24 protein-coding genes are annotated in these 23,583 nt (G+C 56.8%); 15 read left to right on the top strand and 9 right to left on the bottom strand.

Annotated features, from left to right (window positions below; all coding sequences use genetic code 11):
* Positions 1-31 precede the first annotated feature (31 nt).
* Positions 32-697: a RadC family protein gene (gene radC, locus PGR29_RS17290; protein WP_045390599.1), complete on the bottom strand. Its 666-nt coding sequence runs from the start codon at positions 695-697 to the stop codon at positions 32-34.
* 177 nt (positions 698-874) lie between these two features.
* Here radC and coaBC point away from each other — a divergent pair, with 177 nt between their 5' ends.
* From coaBC to slmA, 3 genes are all read left to right on the top strand, one after another.
* Positions 875-2,086, top strand: a complete 1,212-nt coding sequence (gene coaBC / locus PGR29_RS17285) for a bifunctional phosphopantothenoylcysteine decarboxylase/phosphopantothenate--cysteine ligase CoaBC (RefSeq protein WP_308957704.1) — start codon at positions 875-877, stop codon at positions 2,084-2,086.
* Positions 2,064-2,522, top strand: a complete 459-nt coding sequence (dut, locus tag PGR29_RS17280; protein WP_020077682.1) for a dUTP diphosphatase — start codon at positions 2,064-2,066, stop codon at positions 2,520-2,522. Before coaBC ends, dut begins: the two co-directional genes overlap by 23 nt.
* A 124-nt stretch (positions 2,523-2,646) precedes the next feature.
* The gene (gene slmA, locus PGR29_RS17275; RefSeq protein WP_316425015.1) at positions 2,647-3,243 is read left to right on the top strand and encodes a nucleoid occlusion factor SlmA; all 597 of its coding nucleotides are present in this window, start codon (positions 2,647-2,649) and stop codon (positions 3,241-3,243) included.
* 94 nt (positions 3,244-3,337) lie between these two features.
* On the opposite strand, the gene pyrE is transcribed toward slmA, so the two are convergent.
* Both pyrE and rph read right to left on the bottom strand, forming a co-directional pair.
* Positions 3,338-3,979, bottom strand: coding sequence for an orotate phosphoribosyltransferase (gene pyrE / locus PGR29_RS17270; RefSeq protein WP_015703811.1), 642 nt, complete (start codon positions 3,977-3,979; stop codon positions 3,338-3,340).
* Between the two features lie 112 nt (positions 3,980-4,091).
* Complete coding sequence (gene rph / locus PGR29_RS17265; protein WP_015369149.1) at positions 4,092-4,808, bottom strand: ribonuclease PH; 717 nt, start codon at positions 4,806-4,808, stop codon at positions 4,092-4,094.
* 170 nt (positions 4,809-4,978) lie between these two features.
* Between rph and PGR29_RS17260 the strand changes: the two genes are divergently transcribed.
* Both PGR29_RS17260 and PGR29_RS17255 read left to right on the top strand, forming a co-directional pair.
* On the top strand, positions 4,979-5,842 hold the full coding sequence (locus tag PGR29_RS17260) for a YicC/YloC family endoribonuclease (RefSeq protein ID WP_045390591.1): 864 nt from the start codon (positions 4,979-4,981) through the stop codon (positions 5,840-5,842).
* 205 nt (positions 5,843-6,047) lie between these two features.
* Entirely contained in the window at positions 6,048-6,665 is a 618-nt protein-coding gene (locus PGR29_RS17255; protein WP_316425014.1) for a trimeric intracellular cation channel family protein, read from the top strand.
* 4 nt (positions 6,666-6,669) lie between these two features.
* On the opposite strand, the gene ligB is transcribed toward PGR29_RS17255, so the two are convergent.
* On the bottom strand, positions 6,670-8,346 hold the full coding sequence (ligB, locus tag PGR29_RS17250) for an NAD-dependent DNA ligase LigB (RefSeq protein WP_316425013.1): 1,677 nt from the start codon (positions 8,344-8,346) through the stop codon (positions 6,670-6,672).
* A gap of 258 nt (positions 8,347-8,604) precedes the next feature.
* On the opposite strand from ligB, the gene gmk reads away from it, so the two are divergent.
* The 7 genes from gmk to fpr all read left to right on the top strand — a co-directional run bounded on the left by gmk (position 8,605) and on the right by fpr (position 16,474).
* The gene (gmk, locus tag PGR29_RS17245) at positions 8,605-9,228 is read left to right on the top strand and encodes a guanylate kinase (RefSeq protein ID WP_045375273.1); all 624 of its coding nucleotides are present in this window, start codon (positions 8,605-8,607) and stop codon (positions 9,226-9,228) included.
* Positions 9,229-9,282: 54 nt separating this feature from the next.
* Complete coding sequence (rpoZ, locus tag PGR29_RS17240) at positions 9,283-9,558, top strand: DNA-directed RNA polymerase subunit omega (RefSeq protein ID WP_000135058.1); 276 nt, start codon at positions 9,283-9,285, stop codon at positions 9,556-9,558.
* Between the two features lie 18 nt (positions 9,559-9,576).
* Positions 9,577-11,697, top strand: a complete 2,121-nt coding sequence (spoT, locus tag PGR29_RS17235; protein ID WP_087858926.1) for a bifunctional GTP diphosphokinase/guanosine-3',5'-bis pyrophosphate 3'-pyrophosphohydrolase — start codon at positions 9,577-9,579, stop codon at positions 11,695-11,697.
* 96 nt (positions 11,698-11,793) lie between these two features.
* A complete protein-coding gene (trmH, locus tag PGR29_RS17230; RefSeq protein WP_015369142.1) occupies positions 11,794-12,483 on the top strand; it encodes a tRNA (guanosine(18)-2'-O)-methyltransferase TrmH in 690 nt (229 codons plus the stop codon).
* Positions 12,484-12,488: 5 nt separating this feature from the next.
* Positions 12,489-14,570 carry an ATP-dependent DNA helicase RecG gene (recG, locus tag PGR29_RS17225; RefSeq protein WP_020077678.1) on the top strand — a complete coding sequence of 694 codons (2,082 nt, stop codon included), beginning with the start codon at positions 12,489-12,491 and terminating at the stop codon, positions 14,568-14,570.
* A 51-nt stretch (positions 14,571-14,621) separates the two neighbouring features.
* Positions 14,622-15,632: a class II fructose-bisphosphatase gene (gene glpX, locus PGR29_RS17220; RefSeq protein WP_271032707.1), complete on the top strand. Its 1,011-nt coding sequence runs from the start codon at positions 14,622-14,624 to the stop codon at positions 15,630-15,632.
* A gap of 95 nt (positions 15,633-15,727) precedes the next feature.
* Positions 15,728-16,474, top strand: a complete 747-nt coding sequence (gene fpr, locus PGR29_RS17215; RefSeq protein ID WP_032709404.1) for a ferredoxin--NADP(+) reductase — start codon at positions 15,728-15,730, stop codon at positions 16,472-16,474.
* Here fpr and PGR29_RS17210 read toward each other — a convergent pair whose 3' ends face one another.
* Positions 16,475-16,903: a DUF805 domain-containing protein gene (locus tag PGR29_RS17210; RefSeq protein WP_015369138.1), complete on the bottom strand. Its 429-nt coding sequence runs from the start codon at positions 16,901-16,903 to the stop codon at positions 16,475-16,477.
* 112 nt (positions 16,904-17,015) lie between these two features.
* Between PGR29_RS17210 and PGR29_RS17205 the strand changes: the two genes are divergently transcribed.
* A complete protein-coding gene (locus tag PGR29_RS17205; protein WP_015369137.1) occupies positions 17,016-17,615 on the top strand; it encodes a DUF1454 family protein in 600 nt (199 codons plus the stop codon).
* Between the two features lie 108 nt (positions 17,616-17,723).
* Positions 17,724-18,491, top strand: coding sequence for a triose-phosphate isomerase (tpiA, locus tag PGR29_RS17200; protein WP_002922909.1), 768 nt, complete (start codon positions 17,724-17,726; stop codon positions 18,489-18,491).
* A gap of 98 nt (positions 18,492-18,589) precedes the next feature.
* Here tpiA and PGR29_RS17195 read toward each other — a convergent pair whose 3' ends face one another.
* From PGR29_RS17195 to zapB, 4 genes are all read right to left on the bottom strand, one after another.
* Positions 18,590-19,894 carry an SLC13 family permease gene (locus PGR29_RS17195; protein WP_087858923.1) on the bottom strand — a complete coding sequence of 435 codons (1,305 nt, stop codon included), beginning with the start codon at positions 19,892-19,894 and terminating at the stop codon, positions 18,590-18,592.
* A 64-nt stretch (positions 19,895-19,958) separates the two neighbouring features.
* Complete coding sequence (locus PGR29_RS17190) at positions 19,959-20,723, bottom strand: CDP-diacylglycerol diphosphatase (protein ID WP_316425012.1); 765 nt, start codon at positions 20,721-20,723, stop codon at positions 19,959-19,961.
* A 169-nt stretch (positions 20,724-20,892) separates the two neighbouring features.
* Complete coding sequence (locus tag PGR29_RS17185; RefSeq protein ID WP_316425011.1) at positions 20,893-21,882, bottom strand: sulfate ABC transporter substrate-binding protein; 990 nt, start codon at positions 21,880-21,882, stop codon at positions 20,893-20,895.
* 152 nt (positions 21,883-22,034) lie between these two features.
* Positions 22,035-22,280 (bottom strand): septal ring assembly protein ZapB, encoded by a 246-nt coding sequence (gene zapB / locus PGR29_RS17180; RefSeq protein WP_020077673.1) that lies wholly within the window; start codon positions 22,278-22,280, stop codon positions 22,035-22,037.
* 438 nt (positions 22,281-22,718) lie between these two features.
* Between zapB and PGR29_RS17175 the strand changes: the two genes are divergently transcribed.
* A complete protein-coding gene (locus PGR29_RS17175) occupies positions 22,719-23,567 on the top strand; it encodes an MIP/aquaporin family protein (RefSeq protein WP_015369132.1) in 849 nt (282 codons plus the stop codon).
* The last annotated feature ends 16 nt before the right edge of the window (positions 23,568-23,583 follow it).

The raw sequence follows: 23,583 nt of genomic DNA, 5'->3' as shown, positions 1-23,583 counted from the left end.
ACAAAGATCCCGATAGATCGCATGATCGGGGCTAAATCCAGCCACGTTCGGCAAAAGAGACGTACGCGCCGCGGCCAATAATCAGATGATCAAGCACGCGTATCTCCATGAATCTACAACACTTAACCACCCTGTCGGTCATCAACTTATCCGACTTACTCGGTTCAGGACTACCTGAAGGATGATTATGGGCAAGGATCACCGCGGCGGCGTTCACTTTGATTGCTTCGCGTACAATTTCTCGCGGATGCACCTCTACGTGGCTAAGAGTACCAGAAAAAAGGCGGCTATGTTTCAATACCCGGTTCTGATTATCTAAAAAGATCGCCATAAAGATCTCCCGCTCTTCATCGGCGAGCTGGCTTTGTAAAAATTCTCGCGTCATGAGCGGCGTCACCAGCGACGGTTCTTCTCTCATCCGCAGGCTAAAATAGCGCCGCGCCAGCTCGGCAATACCTTTAAGTTGCGCATATTTTGCTATACCGATACCGTCGATATCTGCAAATTGTTCTATCTCAGCCGATAACAGTCCGTACAGCGAACCGAAGCGCTGTAGCAAGCTGTGTGAAAAAGCCAGCACATCCTGGGTACGTGTACCGGTACGCAGAAACAACGCCAGCAGCTCAACGTCACTCAACGTTTCAATGCCGTCGCGCAGCATTTTTTCCCGCGGCATCAATGATTCCTGTATATCCATTACCCTGTCTCCTTATCCGTTCCTCGCCCATCCTGGCATACCCTTTCCGCGCTGCCGACCGGTGATTTCAGGGCCTGCGTAGCCGTTCGCAAAGTGAGTGCCCGGCATACGCACGATGCCACAGGGATTGTGATAAGATGCGCGGATTCTGGTGTATTTCAACAGGACAAAATCATGATGAGTCTGGCTGGTAAAAAAATCGTTCTTGGCGTGAGCGGCGGCATCGCCGCCTATAAAACGCCGGAACTGGTGCGCCGACTGCGAGAACGCGGCGCGGATGTTCGCGTCGCCATGACGGAAGCCGCCAAGGCCTTTATTACCCCGTTGAGCCTGCAGGCGGTTTCCGGTTATCCGGTCTCCGATAGCCTGCTGGATCCGGCTGCCGAAGCGGCAATGGGCCATATTGAACTGGGCAAGTGGGCCGATCTGGTTATCCTTGCCCCGGCAACCGCCGATTTAATCGCCCGCGTCGCCGCCGGTATGGCGAACGATCTGGTCTCCACGATTTGCCTGGCTACGCCCTCGCCGGTGGCCGTCGTCCCGGCGATGAACCAACAGATGTATCGCGCCGCCGCCACCCAGCACAACCTTGCCACTATTGCCTCACGCGGCCTATTGGTATGGGGCCCGGATAGCGGCAGCCAGGCCTGCGGTGACGTTGGCCCGGGCCGCATGCTCGATCCGCTGACTATCGTGGAGATGGCGGCGCAGCATTTCTCGCCTGTCAAAGATTTGCAACATCTCAACATCATGATTACCGCGGGCCCAACCCGCGAGCCGCTGGACCCAGTGCGCTACATCACCAACCATAGCTCCGGCAAAATGGGCTTCGCGATTGCCGCCGCCGCCGCACAACGCGGTGCGAACGTCACGCTGGTTAGCGGCCCGGTGTCGCTGCCGACGCCGCCGTTTGTGCAACGTATAGATGTGGGTACCGCGCTGGAAATGGAAGCTGCAGTGCAGAATGGCGTGCAACAGCAGCATATTTTCATCGGCTGCGCCGCCGTTGCCGACTACCGCGCAGCGATTATCGCCGACGAGAAAATCAAAAAACAAGGTGATGAATTAACAATAAAAATGGTCAAAAATCCGGATATCGTCGCCGGGGTGGCCGCACTAAAAAATCACCGCCCGTACGTTGTTGGATTTGCCGCCGAAACGAATAATGTGGAAGAATACGCCCGGCAAAAACGTGCCCGCAAAAATCTCGACCTGATTTGCGCCAATGATGTTTCTCAGCCAAATCAAGGTTTTAATAGCGATAACAACGCATTACACCTTTTCTGGCAGGATGGGGATAAGCGCTTACCACTTGAGCGCAAGGAATTCCTGGGCCAATTATTACTCGACGAGATCGTTACCCGTTATGATGAAAAAAATCGACGTTAAGATTCTGGACCCGCGTGTTGGCAAGCAGTTCCCATTGCCGACTTATGCCACCTCCGGCTCGGCCGGACTTGACCTGCGCGCCTGTCTTGACGACGCCGTAGAGCTGGCGCCGGGCGCAACTACCCTGTTGCCAACAGGCCTTGCGATTCATATCGCCGATCCGTCTCTGGCGGCGGTGATTCTGCCGCGTTCTGGTCTGGGCCATAAACATGGCGTGGTGCTGGGCAACCTGGTCGGCCTTATCGACTCCGACTACCAGGGGCAGCTGATGGTTTCCGTGTGGAACCGCGGCCAACAGAGCTTTACTATCGAACCAGGCGAGCGCATCGCGCAGATGGTCTTTGTGCCGGTGGTACAGGCGGAATTTAATCTGGTGGAAGAGTTTGACGCCACCGACCGCGGCGAAGGCGGCTTCGGCCACTCAGGGCGCAAATAAGCCCGGCTATACGGAACCCGCATCCCAAAGCGCATAATGCAATAACATCACCGCAAACTAAGGTTTGCGGTCGCTTTGTGGATGCCTGCCTGACAAGTGCTTATTTTCAGGGGTATTTTAAAACATGGCAGAAAAACAAACTGCGAAAAGGAATCGTCGCGAAGAAATACTTCAGTCTCTGGCGCTGATGCTTGAATCCAGCGATGGTAGCCAACGTATTACCACGGCGAAGCTGGCGGCCTCCGTCGGTGTTTCCGAAGCGGCGTTATACCGTCATTTTCCCAGTAAAACCCGCATGTTTGACAGCCTGATCGAGTTCATTGAAGACAGTCTGATTACGCGCATCAATTTGATTTTGAAAGATGAAAAGGACACCACGGCTCGTCTGCGCCTGATTGTTCTGCTGATTCTTGGGTTTGGCGAGCGTAATCCTGGGCTGACGCGTATCCTCACCGGCCACGCCTTAATGTTCGAACAGGACCGTCTGCAGGGCCGTATCAACCAGCTATTTGAACGCATCGAAGTTCAATTACGTCAGGTGATGCGTGAAAAGAAAATGCGTGAGGGAGACGGCTACACCCTCGACGAGACGCTACTGGCAAGCCAGCTGCTGGCATTTTGCGAAGGCATGCTGTCGCGTTTTGTGCGTAGCGAGTTCAAGTACCGCCCAACGGATGATTTCGATGCCCGCTGGCCGCTGGTCGCGGCGCAACTGCAGTAAAGCTTTATATGCAGCCGCAAGGCTGCATGACTCATCATTCACATTCTCAGCGTGCTCTGGCTATACCGGCAGCCGCTGGCTGCCGGGCTCATCATCAGACGCCGTAGGCTTCGCGGTAAGCGCGTACCGATGCCAAATGCTCAGCCATCTCAGGCTTTTCTTCCAGATAGGCGATAAGATCTTTCAGAGTGACAATAGAAATCACTTTGCAGCCATAATCACGTTCCACTTCCTGAATCGCAGAGATCTCGCCGCGGCCGCGTTCCTGGCGATCAAGCGAAATGAGTACGCCAGCCAGCTCCGCGCCATTAGCCTGAATAATTTCCATTGATTCACGAATTGCGGTACCGGCGGTAATCACGTCGTCCACCAGCATCACGCGGCCCTGTAGCGGGCTACCGACCAGGTTGCCGCCTTCACCGTGGGTCTTCGCTTCTTTACGGTTGAAGCAGTACGGCAGGTCACGGTCATGATGTTCAGCCAGCGCGACGGCGGTGGTGGTGGCGATAGGGATACCTTTATAAGCCGGGCCGAACAGCAGGTCGAACTCGATCCCGGAATCCACCAGCGCCTCGGCGTAGAAACGGCCCAGCAGAGCCAGATCGCGCCCGGTATTAAACAGGCCGGCGTTGAAGAAATAAGGGCTCTTACGCCCGGATTTCAGCGTAAATTCGCCAAATTTAAGAACCTGCTTGCTAAGCGCAAACTCAATAAACTGGCGCTGATACGGCTTCATGGATTCGCTCCTTTTAGTACTGTCATCATTGTCGGACTACGCGCCCTATCCTTCGCAGGTGTCATGAGGGATAAAGCGCAAAAAAAAGGCGACTTCTCAGTCGCCTTAATCATTAATTTTCTAACGCCGCTTTCTGCGTCGCAATAATGGATTCGATTCCCCCTCGCGCTAGCGCCAGGAGAGTGAGGAGCTCTTCATGGGTGAACGGCTCGCCTTCCGCCGTGCCCTGCACCTCAATAATGCGGCCGTCTTCGGTCATGACCACATTCATATCGGTTTCCGCGGCAGAATCTTCCACGTACTCCAGATCGCAAATGGCTTCGCCATTAACGATACCAACGGAAACGGCAGCTACCATGCCCTTCATCGGGTTGGTTTTCAGTTTACCGGCAGCCACCAGCTTGTTCAGCGCATCGGCCAGCGCAACGCAGGCACCGGTAATGGATGCGGTACGGGTACCGCCATCGGCCTGCAGCACGTCGCAATCGAGCGTAATGGTGAACTCGCCCAGCGCTTTCAGATCTACCGCGGCGCGCAACGCGCGAGCGATCAGACGCTGGATTTCCATAGTGCGGCCGCCCTGCTTGCCTTTTGCGGCTTCGCGAGCGTTACGGGTATGGGTGGAACGCGGCAGCATGCCATATTCGGCGGTGATCCAGCCCTGGCCCTGACCTTTCAGGAAGCGCGGCACGCCTTCGTCGATGGAGGCGGTGCACAGCACTTTGGTGTCGCCAAATTCGACCAGCACGGAGCCTTCAGCGTGTTTTGTATAGTTACGGGTCAGGGTTACTGGACGCACCTGATTAGCGCTACGGCCTGCTGGACGCATGATTACTCTCCGGCTTGAAACGAATGTGGCTGCGCATTATACACAAATTCGGCCAAGTTGCATCGCGACGACACGCGCCAGCCAATGTGGATAATGCGCGCTTATTCCTATCCTGAAAGGGCCTCGAAAGCTATAATCCTCCCCACTCTCCTTAAAAAACAGGAACGTCTATGATCCGCAGTATGACCGCCTATGCCCGGCGTGAAATCAAGGGTGACTGGGGTAGCGCCGCGTGGGAACTGCGCTCGGTAAACCAACGCTATCTGGAAACCTACTTCCGCCTGCCGGAACAGTTCCGGAGCCTGGAACCCGTGGTTCGCGAGCGCATCCGCTCTCGCCTGACTCGCGGCAAAATCGAATGTACCCTGCGTTTTGAGCAGGATCCCAGCGCCCAGGGTGAGCTGATTCTTAACGAAAACCTGGCCAAGCAGCTGGTTAACGCCGCTAACTGGGTAAAAATGCAGAGCGATGAAGGCGAAATCAACCCGGTTGATATCCTGCGCTGGCCTGGCGTGATGGCCGCTCAGGAGCAAGACCTTGATGCCATCGCCGCTGAAATCCTCAACGCCCTGAATGGCGCGCTGGATGATTTTATTGTCGCTCGCGAGACCGAAGGCCAGGCATTGAAAACGCTGATCGAACAGCGTCTGGAAGGCGTCAGCGCCGAAGTCAGCAAAGTCCGCGCCCATATGCCGGAAATCCTGCAGTGGCAGCGCGAGCGCCTGGTCGCCAAGCTTGAAGACGCCGAAGTGCAGCTGGAAAACAACCGCCTCGAGCAAGAGCTGGTGTTGATGGCGCAGCGTATTGACGTCGCCGAAGAGCTCGATCGCCTGGAAGCGCATGTTAAAGAGACCTACAACATTCTGAAGAAGAAAGAAGCCGTCGGTCGCCGCCTCGACTTCATGATGCAGGAATTCAACCGCGAGTCGAACACTCTGGCCTCCAAATCCATCAATGCCGAAGTGACCAATTCAGCGATTGAGCTGAAGGTGCTGATCGAGCAGATGCGCGAGCAGATCCAGAATATCGAGTAATCTCTTCCCCGGCTGGCCTGCTCCGCGGGCCAGCATTACTTTTTCTTATTCATTTTTGAAGAGCAAAAGCCAAGCTCCCCATAGTGATTGACCATATCAATCATTCATCATTAGCTTTTTTCATGAAAATCAGCTCACTTTAGAAAAACTCAATCGTGATCTGCCGCACAAATCGCTACCCTTTGCCCATCATTGTGGGGGATTTATGCTGCTTCATGTTCTTTATCTGATTGGTATTACGGCGGAAGCGATGACCGGCGCCTTAGCGGCCGGGCGTCGCCGGATGGACACTTTTGGGGTAATTATTATCGCTACCGCCACCGCGCTCGGCGGGGGCTCCGTGCGGGACATCCTGCTCGGCCATTTTCCGCTCGGTTGGGTGAAGCATCCGGAATACGTCATCATTGTGGCGGTTGCCGCCGTTCTCACTACCATCGCCGCGCCGGTGATGCCGCACCTGCGCCGCCTGTTCCTGGTGCTGGATGCCCTGGGCCTGATCGTGTTCTCGATTATCGGCGCGCAAATCGCGCTGGATATGGGCGAAGGGCCAATAATCGCGTCTATTGCCGCTGTGATCACTGGCGTCTTTGGCGGCGTGCTACGCGATATGTTCTGTAAGCGTATCCCGCTGGTGTTTCAGAAAGAACTGTACGCTGGTATCTCTTTTGCCGCCGCGGTGCTCTATATCGCATTACAGCACTACGTCAGCAGCCACGACGTAGTGGTCATCGCCACGCTGCTCTTCGGCTTTACCGCGCGTATGCTCGCCCTGCGCTGGAAGCTCGGCCTGCCGGTCTTCTACTACAAGCACGACGCTCATTAATTCCTCAGAAACCCGGGATACGTTGCCCGCTGAGCCACTGCGCCAGCACGGCAATATCCGGGTTTTGCAAAAAGACGACCAGCTGGCGTGCCCTTTCCTGCCCCACTCCCGGTAATCGTCGCCACTGAGACTCATTGCGCTCCCGCAGCTGCCGCCAGTTTTCTGCCGCAACGCTTGCCTGCGCGGCCTGAGGTATTGGTACCCCCAGCGCCAACACCCAACGAATAAACGGCTGCTCACGGGTCAAATTGAACTGATGCCACAGACGCAGGCCGCGCTCGCCGCTAATTCCTGGCACGCTCTGTAGTTGTTCAGGCGTCAAAGCCAACCATGAGAAAAGATGTATCATGTGGCGATCTTCCATTAATGTGCGCCAAAGCGCCTCTCCTGCGCCTGCAATATCCAGAACTGGCTTAGACGATAGCCAAACAAGGCGGGAGAGAAACTGCCCGGCGCACTCGGGCGTCGCAAAATAACAAGTTAAGGAATGAAAGCGAGGCGAAGGCGGTTGTGGCGCATCGCGTTGGCTGGCCCGCCAGACCACGCTATCCAGACGCGGGATCCCCTGTCCGGCCAGGCTTATTAACACCTGGTCTCCGGCGACGATGTCTAACTGCCGCCAGCGGGACACCGAACCAATATTGACCCGCCGCACCAGCTTGTCGTCCAGTTTTACCGGTTCGAGATGCGCCACAACGGCTATTTTACCGCTACGCCCGATGGCAAACTGGATAGTGGTCACTTCCGCCACCTGCGAAAACGGTAGATATTTCCAGGCCGCCACCCAGAACCCCTGTCCTGGAAGCCAACTGCCCCCGGCGGGTTCTTTTTCCGCACGGATCACAATGCCGTCGGTGACAAAGGGCAGCGGCGAGCTAAACCAGCGCTCCCGCCAGGCGGCAGCCTGCTGCCAATCTTTAACCGGATGGGAATAGCGCTGCGCCAGAGGAAACCCGCCAGCGGCAAGCAGCGCCAGACGAGAAGGCATCTGGGCCGGGCCATCAGGCCAGGCCCAGATAAACAGCCCCAGCGTTTTCAGCTCAGCCGACGACGCTTTGCGCATCAGTATCCCGGCCACTTTCGCCCGTGAATTCATACCGCCCGCCTGTTTTTGTATATGCCCCTCTTGCAGCTGAAAAATTTCTCCCTGTAACACACTGTTTGCCAGCGCTCCTGCGGTAGTTTGCGGTACGCCGGGGATCTGGCGCACTTTTGCCGTCCAGTCTTCCCCTGCCAGACCGTCACCGCGGCTAATCGCCCGTATTAACCTGCCGCCGCGATATACCAGCGTCACCGCTACACCGTCGACTTTTGGTTGTAGCCACAGGTCTGTTTTATCGCGCATCCAGCGCCCGACGCTCATGGCGTCAGGCAGCTTGCGCACGCCGGTATGCGCGATGGGGTGCTTGACTTCGCCGCGCGGCGGCGGCAGATCGTCTTCAGTCGGCGTCTCCTCACCGAAGCAGCGCCGCCACTGCGCCAACCGGGCCGAAAGCATGTCGTAGACTTCGTCGCTGACTCCGCTACTGCCCTGCTGCCAGTAGGCCGCTTTCCAGTCGGCAATCTGCAGGCTCAGGCGGTCTATCTCCTGCCCGGCTCGTTGCGAAGACCACGCCGGGCAGGCCGCCGTTGCCAGTGCCGCCGCCATCCATAACGCTGCCGCTATCAGCCATTTGCACATGCCTTTACCTCCTTGTTTTACCTTGCGGCATCGTGCGCTAAAGACCGAAGCCGCGGCGACAGGCAAATCATTACGCTGCGAGCGGCTTTCCAGGATTTACGCATCGTTGCTGCAACTGCTTAAGAAATCAGGAAAGCGGCAGGCAAAATGAAAGAAACAGCGGCAAAAAGTGTGACAATGACTGCGTCACGCAGCGGCGGCGTGTATAATAGGCTCGTATGTAGCATCTCTTTCGACAATCACATACAAAAGACACTCATGGCTCAAGGCACGCTTTATATTGTTTCCGCCCCTAGCGGCGCGGGTAAATCCAGCCTGATTCAGGCTTTATTGAAAACCCAACCGTTGTACGATTCCCAGGTTTCTGTTTCGCATACCACGCGCGATCCGCGCCCGGGTGAAGTTCACGGTGAACACTATTTCTTTGTGGATCACGATAAATTCAGATCGATGATTAGCGAAGACGCTTTCCTTGAGCATGCAGAGGTTTTCGGCAACTATTACGGCACCTCTCGTGAAGCTATCGAGCAGGTTCTGGCGACCGGCGTCGATGTTTTCCTCGATATCGACTGGCAGGGCGCCCAGCAAATTCGTAATAAAATGCCCGGCGCGCGCAGTATCTTTATTCTGCCGCCGTCAAAAGACGAGCTTGACCGCCGCCTGCGCGGCCGCGGTCAGGACAGCGAAGAAGTCATCGCAAAACGTATGGCGCAGGCAGTTGCAGAAATGAGCCATTACGCGGAATATGATTACCTTATTGTGAATGATGATTTTGATACCGCTTTAGGCGATCTGAAAAACATTATCCGCGCTGAACGTCTGCGCATGAGCCGCCAAAAGCAGCGACATGGCGCTTTAATCACCAAACTATTGGCAGACTGAACCCACATTCAGTATCATGCCCAGTCATTTCTTCACCTGTGGAGCATTTTAAGTATGGCACGCGTAACTGTTCAGGACGCTGTAGAGAAAATTGGTAACCGTTTTGACCTGGTACTGGTCGCCGCGCGTCGCGCTCGTCAGATGCAGGTAGGCGGAAAGGATCCGCTGGTACCGGAAGAAAACGATAAAACCACCGTTATCGCACTGCGCGAAATCGAAGAAGGTCTGATCAACAACCAGATCCTCGACGTACGTGAGCGCCAGGAACAGCAAGAGCAGGAAGCCGCTGAATTACAAGCCGTTACCGCGATTGCTGAAGGTCGTCGTTAATCACACAGCGGGTCGCCCTTGTATCTGTTTGAAAGCCTGAATCAGCTGATTCAAAACTACCTGCCGGAAGAGCAAATCAAGCGCCTTCGGCAGGCGTATCTCGTTGCACGTGACGCTCACGAGGGTCAGACACGTTCAAGCGGTGAACCCTATATCACGCACCCGGTAGCGGTGGCCTGCATTCTGGCCGAGATGAAACTCGACTACGAAACGCTGATGGCCGCGCTGCTGCATGATGTGATTGAAGATACCCCTGCCACCTACCAGGACATGGAACAGCTTTTTGGTAAAAGCGTCGCCGAACTGGTAGAGGGGGTGTCGAAACTTGATAAGCTCAAGTTCCGCGATAAGAAAGAGGCGCAAGCCGAAAACTTCCGCAAAATGATCATGGCGATGGTGCAGGATATCCGCGTCATCCTCATCAAGCTTGCCGACCGCACCCACAACATGCGCACCCTGGGCTCACTACGCCCGGATAAACGCCGCCGCATCGCCCGCGAAACGCTGGAAATTTATAGCCCTCTGGCGCACCGTTTAGGTATCCATCACATCAAAACCGAGCTCGAAGAGCTGGGCTTTGAAGCGCTGTACCCTAACCGCTACCGCGTCATTAAAGAAGTGGTCAAAGCGGCGCGCGGCAACCGAAAAGAGATGATTCAGAAGATCCTCTCTGAGATCGAAGGGCGTTTACAGGAAGCGGGGATCCCCTGCCGCGTTAGCGGTCGCGAAAAGCATCTGTACTCCATTTATTGCAAAATGGTGCTCAAAGAGCAGCGTTTTCACTCGATCATGGACATCTACGCCTTCCGCGTTATCGTTCACGATCCTGATATCTGCTATCGCGTGCTGGGCCAAATGCACAGCCTCTACAAGCCGCGTCCAGGTCGTTTCAAAGATTACATCGCCATTCCAAAAGCGAACGGCTATCAATCTTTGCACACCTCGATGATTGGTCCCCACGGCGTCCCAGTCGAGGTGCAAATCCGTACCGAAGATATGGACCAGATGGCGGAGATGGGGGTAGCGGCGCACTGGGCTTATAAAGAGCACGGCGGCGAAAGCAGCACGACCGCGCAAATCCGCGCCCAGCGCTGGATGCAAAGCCTGCTGGAACTGCAGCAGAGCGCCGGTAGTTCGTTTGAATTTATCGAGAGCGTTAAATCCGATCTGTTCCCGGATGAGATTTACGTTTTCACCCCGGAAGGGCGCATTGTCGAACTGCCTGCCGGCGCCACGCCGGTGGACTTCGCCTACGCGGTGCATACCGATATCGGCCATGCCTGCGTCGGCGCGCGCGTCGACCGCCAGCCCTATCCGCTGTCGCAGCCGCTCTCCAGCGGTCAGACTGTCGAAATCATTACCGCGCCGGGCGCACGCCCGAATGCCGCATGGCTGAACTTTGTCGTTAGCTCGAAAGCGCGCGCCAAAATCCGCCAACTGCTGAAGAACCTTAAGCGCGACGATTCGGTCAGCCTTGGCCGCCGATTGCTCAACCACGCGTTAGGCGGCAGCCGCAAGCTGGCAGAGATCCCGCAGGAGAACATCCAGCGCGAACTTGACCGCATGAAGCTGGCCACGCTTGACGATCTGCTGGCGGAAATCGGTCTCGGTAACGCAATGAGCGTGGTGGTGGCGAAAAACCTGCAGCAGGGCGAAGCCTCTGCCGCACCGGTGCCGGCCAACGCGTCGAATCACGGCCATCTGCCGATCAAGGGCGCCGATGGCGTGCTGATTACTTTCGCCAAGTGCTGTCGTCCGATTCCAGGCGATCCGATCATCGCCCACGTCAGCCCAGGCAAAGGGTTGGTTATCCACCATGAATCCTGTCGTAACATCCGCGGCTACCAGAAAGAGCCTGAGAAGTTTATGGCGGTCGAATGGGATAAAGAAACTGCGCAGGAATTTATCGCCGAAATTAAGGTGGATATGTTCAACCACCAGGGCGCGCTGGCTAACCTGACGGCCGCAATCAACACCGCGTCTTCCAATATTCAGAGCCTGAATACGGAAGAAAAAGATGGCCGCGTTTACAGCGCCTTTATCCGCCTGACCGCGCGCGACCGCGTGCATCTGGCGAATATCATGCGCAAAATTCGCGTCATGCCGGACGTGATTAAAGTCACTCGTAACCGAAATTAGCTTTTACAAAAATCGAATCCCCAGGAAGGTACTGAAGTACGTGACTGGGGTGAGTGAGTGCAGCTAACGCCGAGGCAGTTCGAAGGATTAAGTAGAATGAATTCACAGCGTTATGCGCGTATCTGCGAGATGCTCGCCAGGCGTCAGCCTGATCTGACGGTCTGCATGGAGCAGGTCCATAAACCCCATAACGTCTCTGCGGTCATCCGCACCGCAGACGCCATCGGCGTACATGAAGTACACGCCATCTGGCCTGGCAGCCGCATGCGCACCATGGCCTCTGCCGCCGCCGGCAGCAATAGCTGGGTGCAGGTAAAAACGCACCGCACGATCGGCGATGCCGTCAGCCACTTAAAAGGCCGGGGCATGCAAATCCTCGCGACGCACCTTTCCGACAAAGCCATCGATTTTCGCGAAATCGACTATACGCGCCCGACCTGCATCCTGATGGGCCAGGAGAAAACCGGCATCACCCAGGAAGCGCTGGCGCTGGCAGACCAGGACATCATTATCCCTATGGTCGGTATGGTGCAGTCGCTGAACGTCTCCGTCGCCTCCGCGCTGATCCTTTACGAAGCGCAGCGTCAGCGGCAGAACGCTGGAATGTACCAACGCGCTAATAGCATGCTGCCGCCTGAAGAGCAGCAGCGGCTGCTATTTGAAGGCGGTTACCCGGTGCTGGCGCGCGTCGCCAAACAAAAAGGGCTGCCTTATCCCCACGTCAACGAGCAGGGCGAAGTAGAAGCCGATGCCTCGTGGTGGGCAACGATGCAGGCGGCGAGGTAAATCCGATGTCAGGCCGCCTGTTAGATGCCGTCCCGCTCAACTCGCTGACCGGCGTTGGCGCCGCACAGAGCAGCAAACTGGCGAAAATCGGTCTGCATACGGTTCAGGACCTGCTACTTCATCTGCCACTGCGCTATGAAGACCGGACTCACCTGTACCAAATCGGCGAACTGCTGCCGGGCGTCTACGCAACCGTAGAGGGAGAAGTGCTCAACAGCAATATCACCTTCGGCGGCCGCCGGATGATGACCTGTCAGATAAGTGACGGTTCCGGCATCCTGACCATGCGTTTTTTCAACTTCAACGCGGCGATGAAAAACAGCCTGGCGACCGGTCGTCGGGTGCTGGCCTACGGCGAAGCTAAACGCGGCAAGTTTGGCGCCGAGATGATCCACCCGGAATATCGCGTGCAGGGCGATATGAGTACCCCGGAGCTGCAGGAAACCCTGACTCCGGTCTACCCGACCACTGAAGGCATTAAGCAGGCGACGCTGCGCAAACTCACCGATCAGGCGCTTGAGCTGCTGGAAACCTGCGCGATTAGCGAACTGCTGCCGCCGGAGCTGGCGCAGGGGATGATGAGCCTGCCGGAGGCGCTGCGTACGCTGCACCGCCCGCCGCCGTCGCTACAGCTCAGCGAGCTGGAGAGCGGTAAACATCCGGCACAGCAGCGTCTTATCCTGGAAGAGTTGTTAGCGCATAATCTCAGCATGCTGGCGCTCCGCGCCGGCGCCCAGCGCTATCATGCTCTGCCGCTCAGCGCCAACGACACGCTGAAAACCCAGCTTCTGGCTTCCCTGCCCTTTAAACCAACGGGCGCGCAGGCGCGCGTCACCGCTGAGATCGAGCGCGATATGGCGCTGGACGTGCCGATGATGCGCCTGGTGCAGGGCGACGTCGGATCCGGCAAAACGCTGGTCGCCGCGCTGGCCGCCCTGCGCGCTATCGCCCATGGCAAACAGGTGGCGCTGATGGCGCCGACCGAACTGCTCGCCGAGCAGCACGCCAATAATTTCCGCAGCTGGTTCGCGCCGCTGGGCATTGAAGTCGGCTGGCTGGCGGGCAAGCAGAAAGGCAAAGCGCGCCAGGCGCAGCAGGAGGCCATCGCCAACGGCGAAGTGCAGATGATTGTCGGCACCCACGCCATTTTCCAGGAGCAGGTGCAGTTTAACGGCCTGGCGCTAGTGATTATCGACGAACAGCACCGTTTTGGCGTTCATCAACGCCTGGCGCTGTGGGAAAAGGGCCAGCAGCAGGGCTTCCACCCGCATCAGCTGATCATGACCGCTACGCCGATTCCACGCACCCTGGCGATGACCGCCTATGCCGATCTCGATACCTCGGTTATCGACGAGCTGCCGCCGGGCCGTACCCCGGTAACGACCGTCGCTATCCCGGATACCCGCCGCAGCGACATTATCGACCGCGTGCGCAACGCCTGCACCCAGGAAGGTCGTCAGGCCTATTGGGTCTGTACGCTGATTGAAGAGTCCGATCTGCTGGAAGCCCAGGCGGCGGAAGCCACCTGGGAAGAGCTCAAACTGGCGCTGCCGGAACTTAATATCGGCCTCGTCCACGGGCGGATGAAACCAGCGGAAAAGCAGGCAGTGATGCAGGCCTTCAAGCAGGGCGAGATGCACCTGCTGGTCGCCACCACGGTGATTGAAGTCGGCGTTGACGTCCCTAACTCAAGCCTGATGATTATCGAAAACCCGGAGCGTCTGGGTCTGGCGCAGCTGCACCAGCTACGCGGGCGCGTCGGGCGCGGCGCCGTCGCCTCCCACTGCGTGCTACTCTATAAATCGCCGCTCTCCAAAACGGCGCAGAAGCGCCTGCAGGTGCTGCGCGACAGCAACGACGGTTTCGTCATCGCCCAGAAAGACCTTGAAATCCGCGGCCCCGGCGAGCTTCTCGGCACCCGCCAGACCGGCAACGCCGAATTTAAAGTAGCGGACTTGCTGCGCGATCAGGCCATGATCCCCGAGGTTCAGCGCATTGCTCGCCATATTCACGAACGCTATCCGCTGCAGGCACAGGCGCTGATTGAGCGCTGGATGCCGGAAACCGAACGCTATTCCAACGCGTAGCGCGTCCTTCTTGCCGCGCTACGGGCAACTTTTCTACACAATGAGTGGATTATGAAACGAGAACTGGCCATCGAATTTTCGCGTGTCACCGAAGCCGCCGCGCTGGCGGGCTATAAATGGCTGGGCCGCGGCGATAAAAATACCGCCGACGGCGCAGCGGTTAACGCCATGCGCATTATGCTTAACCTCGTCAATATCGACGGCACCATCGTCATCGGCGAGGGCGAAATCGATGAAGCGCCGATGCTCTATATCGGCGAAAAAGTGGGTACCGGCAAAGGCGACGCGGTAGATATCGCCGTCGATCCGATTGAAGGTACCCGCATGACGGCCATGGGCCAGGCCAACGCGCTGGCGGTGATGGCGGTTGGCGATAAAGGCTGCTTCCTCAACGCGCCGGATATGTATATGGAAAAGCTGATTGTCGGCCCCGGCGCTCAAGGCGCCATCGATCTCAATCTGCCGCTGGAAGAGAACCTGCGCAACATCGCCCGCGCGTTGAATAAACCGCTCGACGAGCTGACCGTCACCGTGCTGGCAAAACCCCGCCACGACGCGGTCATTGCGCAACTGCAGCAGTTGGGCGTGCGCGTGTTCGCGATCCCCGATGGCGACGTGGCGGCCTCTATCCTGACCTGTATGCCGGATAGCGAAGTCGACGTGCTGTACGGCATCGGCGGCGCGCCGGAAGGCGTGGTTTCGGCGGCGGTGATCCGCGCGCTGGACGGCGATATGCAGGGCCGCCTGCTGGCTCGTCACCACGTGAAGGGCGACAGCGAAGAGAACCGCCGTATCGGTGAAAACGAACTGGCGCGCTGCAAAACCATGGGCATCGAAGCGGGCAAAGTGCTGCGTCTTGATGAAATGGCGCGCAGCGATAACGTCATCTTCTCCGCCACCGGGATTACCAAAGGCGATCTACTGGACGGCATTACCCGCAAGGGCAATATGGCGACTACTGAAACGCTGCTGATCCGCGGTAAATCGCGGACTATCCGCCGTATTCAGTCGATTCATTACCTCGACCGAAAAGACCCGGACGTCCAGCAACACATCCTGTAAAACATTTGATCAATCGAGCTTTCCAGCCTTTTCGGGCTGGAAATCTTCTCCCGTCGCGGTGAAGATAGACTGACGAGATTGAAAGGAGAGACGCAATGGCAAACTGGGTTACAGGTAAAGTTGTAAAAGTGCAAAACTGGACCGATGCACTGTTTAGCCTCACCATTCACGCGCCCGTTGAGCCGTTCACCGCAGGGCAGTTTGCTAAACTGGGCCTGGATGTTGACGGCGAGCGCGTGCAGCGCGCCTACTCCTACGTCAACGCCCCCAGCAATCCCGATCTCGAGTTCTACCTGGTCACCGTTCCGGAGGGTAAACTCAGCCCGCGACTGGCCGCGCTGAAACCCGGCGACGACGTTCAGATTGTCAGCGAAGCCGCCGGTTTCTTCGTGCTGGAAGAGGTGCCGGACTGCGACACGTTGTGGATGCTCGCCACCGGTACGGCGATCGGCCCCTATCTGTCGATTCTGGAAGAAGGGAAAGACCTGGATCGCTTCAAGAATCTGGTGCTGGTGCATGCGGCGCGCTATGCCGCCGACCTCAGCTATTTACCGCAAATGCGCGAGCTGGAGCAGCGCTACGCCGGCAAATTGCGTATCCAGACCGTGGTCAGCCGAGAGACAGCGGAAGGTTCGCTGACGGGCCGGGTGCCGTTCCTGATTGAAACCGGCGCGCTGGAAGAGGCGGTCGGCCTGCCGATGACCGCCGATACCAGCCACGTGATGCTGTGCGGTAACCCGCAGATGGTGCGTGATACCCAGCAGTTGCTGAAAGAGACCCGGCAGATGACCAAACATCTGCGTCGCCGACCGGGCCATATGACGGCAGAGCACTACTGGTAATCAGGCGTCCGCTTTCCAGCGGACATCCTGCGTCTCTTTGCCAAACTTATTTTCGCCCTGGGTGCCGACGAACGCGCCCAGGTCGATCAACATCATGACGATAATCAGCGTCGGTACAAAGCGCCCAACGCCCCACTGCCAGACCTGCGGCAACATCGCCCAGTTGCCCGCCAGCAGCATCCACGCCAGAATCATCAGCAGCGCCCAGAGGCCGGATCTCCCGCGATCGTGCAGACGCTTCACCACGACTGCCGCCGTCGGCCAGAGCAGGCAGACGAGAATAAACGCCGCGGTCTGCAAACTCAGTAAATTGCTGCCCGCGAGGGTAAACAGCGCGCTCATGGTCAACACCCAGATAACGATCCAAATCCAGAAATCCCGGCGGCCAATACGGCCTTTAATTGAGAATAACCACTGCTGTAGGGTCATGTTTTATTCCTTATCATCATCATTCGCGTAGTTTACCCTGAAGGCGTCACTTTTTGACAAGCGTGACGGTTCCCGTTTTAATCGTCGGCAGGCAAAAAAAGGAAAGATGGGCATGAAGAAGTGGGCAATCTTAAGTTTAATTGGGCTGACAGCGTTATCTGTCGGCCCGATGGCGTTGTCCGCAGAAACGGAATCCGCCGCCACCGCCCCCTATTTACTACCCAGCGCGCCGATTTTTGATGTCAGCATCAGCGAGTTCCGCGAGAAATTTAATGCCGATAATCCGAAACTGCCGCTAAACGAGTTCCGTTCTATCGCCTCCAGCCGCGATAAAGCCAACCTGACCCGCGCCGCCACCAAGATTAACGAGAATCTGTATGCCTCTACCGCGCTGGAGCGCGGCACGCTGAAGATTAAATCAATGCAGATAACCTGGCTGCCGATTCAGGGGCCGGAACAAAAGGCGGCGAAAGCGAAAGCGCAGGAGTATATGAGCGCCATTCTTCGCGCCTTTGTGCCGACCCTAAGCCCACTGCAGAGCCAGCAAAAGCTGCAAAAACTGCTGACCGCCGGCAAAGGCAAACGCTACTACACCGAAACCGAAGGCGCGGTGCGCTATGTGGTGGCAGATCACGGGGAAAAGGGGCTAACTTTCGCCATTGAACCGATTAAGCTGGCGCTATCTGAAACGCTGGAAGACAACAATAAATGACAAAAAGCAAAGCCTTTCCAGTGACGAGTCTCTATACTGTTTCACAGACCATGCTGCCCTCTGGGGCGGCTATATTCCTTAATTCGCTTAGTAGCGTGGAGAATTAAAATGCGACATCCTTTAGTGATGGGTAACTGGAAACTGAACGGCAGCCGCCACATGGTAAACGAACTGGTTGCTAACCTGCGTACTGAACTGGCCGGCGTAAGCGGCTGTGCAGTGGCAATCGCACCGCCGGAAATGTATCTCGACCTGGCTAAGCGTGCGGCAGAAGGCAGCCACATCCACCTGGGCGCGCAGAACGTTGACGTGAACCTGTCCGGCGCATTCACCGGTGAAACCTCCGCTGAAATGCTGAAAGATATCGGCGCGCAGTACATCATCATCGGCCACTCCGAACGCCGTACCTACCACAAAGAATCCGACGAGCTGATCGCGAAGAAATTCGCTGTACTGAAAGAGCAGGGTCTGACGCCGGTTCTGTGCATCGGTGAAACCGAAGCTGAAAACGAAGCGGGCAAAACTGAAGAAGTTTGCGCGCGTCAGATCGACGCCGTGCTGAAAACTCAGGGCGCAGCCGCTTTTGAAGGCGTGGTTATCGCTTACGAACCCGTATGGGCCATCGGTACCGGTAAATCCGCTACCCCAGCGCAGGCTCAGGCGGTGCACAAATTTATCCGTGACCACATTGCTAAAGCTGACGCTAAAATCGCTGAGCAGGTCATCATCCAGTACGGCGGTTCCGTTAACGCCGGCAACGCCGCAGAGTTGTTCACCCAGCCGGACATCGACGGCGCGCTGGTTGGCGGTGCATCCCTGAAAGCAGACGCTTTCGCGGTGATCGTTAAAGCTGCAGAAGCGGCGAAAAAAGCGTAATTCGCTTTCCCGGTGGTGAAACGCCGCCGGGGTTGCTGACAAATTCGCACGAGTAATAACCCGGCTTAGCGCAGCGCGAGCCGGGTTTTATATTATCGCTACAATTTCCCCAATAGCTGATACCACGCGTAATCCAACGGCAGCAAAATCAAATAGCTCACCGCCGCCAGCGCCAGACATAGCAACATCCCCGCTCTCGCCGGGACTTTACCTAATCCCATCGCCACCACGATCGGCGACGCCTGGTACGGCAGCAGCGGCGTGGAATAACCCAGCACCTGAATCATAATCACGCTCAGCAGCGGAAAGCCGGTCGCGTCGGCAAAGCTCTGCGCAAAAGTCGTATACAGCGCCGGGACGCCGTTAGCGGTCATAATAAAGTTCAGCGCGCTGGTAATTCCGGTCAGCGCCAGGAAGCTGGTGAACGGATTATCTTTATCCAGCGGCATCACCTGCAGCAGCGCGTTACCCACCGCGCCGCCAATCCCGGTTTGGGTCACGGTAATCGCCAGTCCCAAAATGCCGGCAACATAAATGCAGGTGCGCATATTCACCCCGCTGGCGAACTCCTCGCCGCTGATAAATCCCACTCGCGGCAGCAGCGTGACCACCGCTGCCGCCAGGCCGGTCCACGCCGGGCCGACGCCGTGCCAGCTCTCTGTCACCCATAACGTCAACACCACCGCCAGTAGCCACGCCAGACGCTTTTCATCGCGGCTCATTGGCGCCAGCGACGCCAGCTCGCGCGGCGGATGCGGCTTGCCGGGAAACAGCCAGCAGATCAACGCCACCAGCACCGCCCCTTTCAGCCAGCCAAGCACCGGCGTATGCAGCAGTAAATAGGGAACGTAATTCAGATGGATCCCGTAAGAGCCTTCCGCCGCCCCGCTCATCACCAGATTCGGCACGTTAGCGGGCAAAATGGTCGCAGAAAGCTGGAAGGTGCCAAAGCCCACCGCCAGCGCCAGGCCGTACCAGCCGCGCGTGCCGTCGGCGATCCCCGCGCGCCGGGCCATCGCCGCCACGATCGGCATCAACAGCGCGATGCGCCCCATGTTTGACGGCATCACGAACGCCAACGCATAACTCAGTAATACGACGCTGCCGACCATCCGCGGCCAGGAGTCGGTGAGCCGCGCCGATAGCGCCTGCGCCGCTCTATCCGCCAGTCCGGTCTTACGGATGGCGATCCCCAACACAAAGCCGCTGAATACTAGCCAGAACGCCGAGGAAGCAAAACCGCCGAAGATCACCTCCGGCGGAGCGATTTTGGTCATCATCGCCGCCGCGAAGAACAGCAGCGCGGTGATAAATTCCGGTAACAGTGAAGTCGCCCAGAGCACAATGGTGATGCCGACGATCAGCGAAGGGAGGAACAGCGGGTGGGTTAGCCAGAGCGACATGCCTGTCTCCTGTCGTTTTTTTCAGCAAGAATACGACGACAGGAAAGACAGGTAAACGCCAGAACTAGTGGTTTGCGTTAAGAATTGCGCAGCTATGATCCTGAATTTCTTCCGCCGAAGCACGGTTCAAAGTCAGCAGGTTACGTTCTGTCGCCAACAGCACCAGCGAGCCGTCGCTTTGACGCGCCATCGCTAACGCATAACGCCCCATATGTTCGCGCGCTTCCGGTACCTCTTCCGCCAGCATCAGGAACGGGCTGCGCTGAGCCAGCTCGGTTTCCGTTACCCGACGCGCCAGATATTGATGGCCCTGCAGACCGCCCGGCAAGGGTAGCCAGCGGCTGCTAATTGTCGCCGCATCATTATCTAACTGCGCGCGGACATCGGGACGCAGGCAGGAGATATGAATATGGAAGTGGTTTTGCGTGCGCCCGCTGCGCGAGTTAATCGCCAGCGATACCGCGTTATCATCAATTGGCGCGCCGCGGCGCTGGCTCATAATTTCGCGCCCCTGCCACGCCTGCCAGAAGAAATTCGGCGTCAGCGGATCCAACAGCAGCGGACTTTCGGTACCGTTAATACGGTAGGTCGGCATCAGCAGATATTGCAGCGGGCCGTTGCGATCTTTAAACAACACGTAGCCGCCTTTCAGGTTCACTTCCGCGCACGGCGACGGATTTTGATGTTGCTGCTGATTGGGTACGCACTGCTGCAGGACAATATGACGTAACGCGTTCGGGTTGCCGGAATGCAGCCAATAGTAGCCGCCAGCCAGCGCCGCCAGAATAACCACCAGCAGCGCCCATAAAAGGTATCTTACTCTTCTCATTATTGTTCCCTGTTAAGCCTGAACCGGAAGAGTAACGTAATTTGATGACTAAATAAAAACAGATGGCGGGCGGGGAGTTACCCCGGGTGGCGGCTGTCGCCTTACCCGGGATACCAAATGGCGCAGAACTGTAGCCCTGCTAAGCGTAGCGCAAGCAGGGCCAAGAGGATTAACGCTGGCTAATCTGGTCGAAGGTGCAGCCGTTAGAGAAGTGCTCTTTCTGCGCTTTCGTCCAGCCGCCGAACTCCTGATCGATGGTAAACAGCTTCAATTTCGGGAACTCGTTGGCATATTTCTTCGCCACATCAGGATCGCGCGGACGATAGAAGTTCTTCGCCGCAATCTCCTGGCCTTCCGGCGAGTAGAGATACTTCAGGTACGCTTCCGCCACCTGACGAGTGCCTTTCTTATCCACCACTTTATCGACGACGGAAACCGTCGGCTCGGCCAGAATAGACTCGCTCGGCGTCACGATTTCAAACTTGTCCTTGCCCAGCTCTTTCGTCGCCAGCAGCGCTTCGTTCTCCCAGGCAATCAGCACATCGCCGATCCCGCGTTCGACGAAGGTGTTGGTAGAACCGCGCGCGCCGGAATCCAGCACTTCCACGTTTTTATACAGCGCCTTCACGAACTCCTGCGCTTTAGCTTGATCGCCGTGATTCTGATGCAGGGCGTAGCCCCATGCCGCCAGGTAGTTCCAGCGGGCGCCGCCGGAGCTTTTCGGGTTCGGGGTGATGACCGACACGCCAGGTTTAATCAGGTCGTTCCAGTCATGGATCTGTTTTGGGTTGCCCTTACGGACGAGGAACACGATGGTTGAGGTATACGGCGCGGAGTTATCCGGCAGGCGCTTCAGCCAGTTTTTATCGATACGGCCACGTTCAGCAATGGCGTCTACGTCGTAGGCCAGCGCCAGGGTGACGACATCTGCTTCAATCCCGTTGATAACCGACGTCGCCTGTTTGCCGGAGCCGCCGTGCGACTGACGAATCACCACGTTATCGCCGGTTTCCTGCTTCCAGTGCGCGCTAAACGCTTTATTATACTGTTCGTACAGCTCGCGCGTCGGATCGTACGATACGTTTAACAGCTGATAATCTTTTGCCAGCACGCTGGCGGATGCCAGCAACAGAGTTAACCCTACGCCCCACTTATTCATCGCACCGCTCTCTTTATGTCGTGTTGTGATGAACTAAGCGTGCCAGAAAGCGAATCAATGATTAAAGAATAAAAAAAGATTGGCTATAACCTGGAGATATAAAGCGGAGGATAAAGAAAACCCCCTCCCGGACGGGAAGGGGCGAGAAGCGATTAGACTTCTTCCATGCGGCCCAGCAGCGCCTGCAGACGATCCTGCCAGCCCTGCTGTTGTTCTCTCAGCTGGCTATTTTCACGCTCCAGCTCTTCACGACCGTGCTGCGCGCTCTGCACTTCCTGCGCCAGCGTGGTGTTCTTTTCTTTCAGCTCTTCGATTTCCATCTGCAACAGAGTGATGGTATCAATCGCCTGCTGAACTTTAGATTCTAATTTCTCAAACACTTCTAATGACATCGTCATACCTCTCCTGATCTTGCAAGGCGTTGATAGAAACTCGTGTTTCGTATACGCGGTCCCGCCTTAACGAATTAGCGCACAATAGCGGTGTTGTCGTCGATTGTATGAATCCCCGCCTCACCTGTCCAGCGACAACCCGCGCAGATTGCGGTTTGCAACACTTTTCAGTCTTTACCTGGTGCGTTCGCGGCAATTGCCCCGAACTTCTCTGGCGATTGTTAATCAATGAGATAACAAAATACGCAGAAAAAGGTGGGTAAATGTGCCGCAACACGCGTTTATGGCGCGAAAACGCTCATTTTCTTGACGAGGGACACAAATTTAAATTTCGATATTTCTCGTTTATGCTCGTTAACGATAAATTAACACTATGCCTACAAGGCACCGTGGTCGTCCACGACCAACATACTTACAATAATCACTTCGCTTCAGGATCCGATTATGAGCCAGACATCAACATTAAAAGGCCAGTGCATCGCAGAGTTTCTCGGTACCGGGTTGTTGATCTTTTTCGGCGTTGGGTGCGTAGCTGCGCTCAAAGTCGCAGGAGCCAGCTTCGGTCAGTGGGAAATCAGCATCATCTGGGGTCTGGGGGTGGCTATGGCTATCTACCTGACCGCGGGCGTATCCGGTGCGCACCTTAATCCGGCGGTCACCATCGCCTTATGGTTATTCGCCTGCTTTGATGGGCGCAAAGTTGTTCCTTTTATTATTTCGCAATTCGCTGGCGCCTTTTGCGCTGCGGCATTAGTTTACGGGCTTTATTACAATCTTTTCTTCGATTTCGAACACACCCACAATATGGTACGCGGCAGCGTGGAAAGCCTTGAGCTCGCCGGTATCTTCTCGACCTACCCTAACCCGCATATCAATTTTGTGCAGGCCTTCGCGGTAGAAATGGTGATTACCGCTATCCTGATGGGCGTGATTTTAGCGCTGACCGACGACGGCAACGGCGTGCCGCGCGGCCCGCTGGCGCCGCTGCTGATCGGCCTGCTGATTGCCGTTATCGGCGCCTCCATGGGCCCGCTGACCGGCTTCGCGATGAACCCGGCGCGTGATATCGGACCGAAAGCCTTCGCCTGGCTGGCAGGCTGGGGCAACGTCGCCTTCACCGGCGGCAAAGATATTCCTTATTTCCTGGTGCCGCTGTGCGCACCGGTGGTCGGCGCGGCGCTGGGCGCATTCAGCTACCGCAAATTCATTGGCCGCCATCTGCCTTGCGACACCTGCGTCGAGGAAGAAAAAGAATCCGCTTCTTCCGCGTCGCAACAAAAAGCTTCGCTGTAATCTGACTACGGGACAC

This window comes from Klebsiella sp. 141203 (assembly GCF_032601985.1).
Lineage (GTDB): Bacteria > Pseudomonadota > Gammaproteobacteria > Enterobacterales > Enterobacteriaceae > Klebsiella > Klebsiella aerogenes.
The sequence above is the reverse complement of the archived record's forward strand: the minus strand, read 5'-3'. Positions and strand labels throughout refer to the sequence as shown.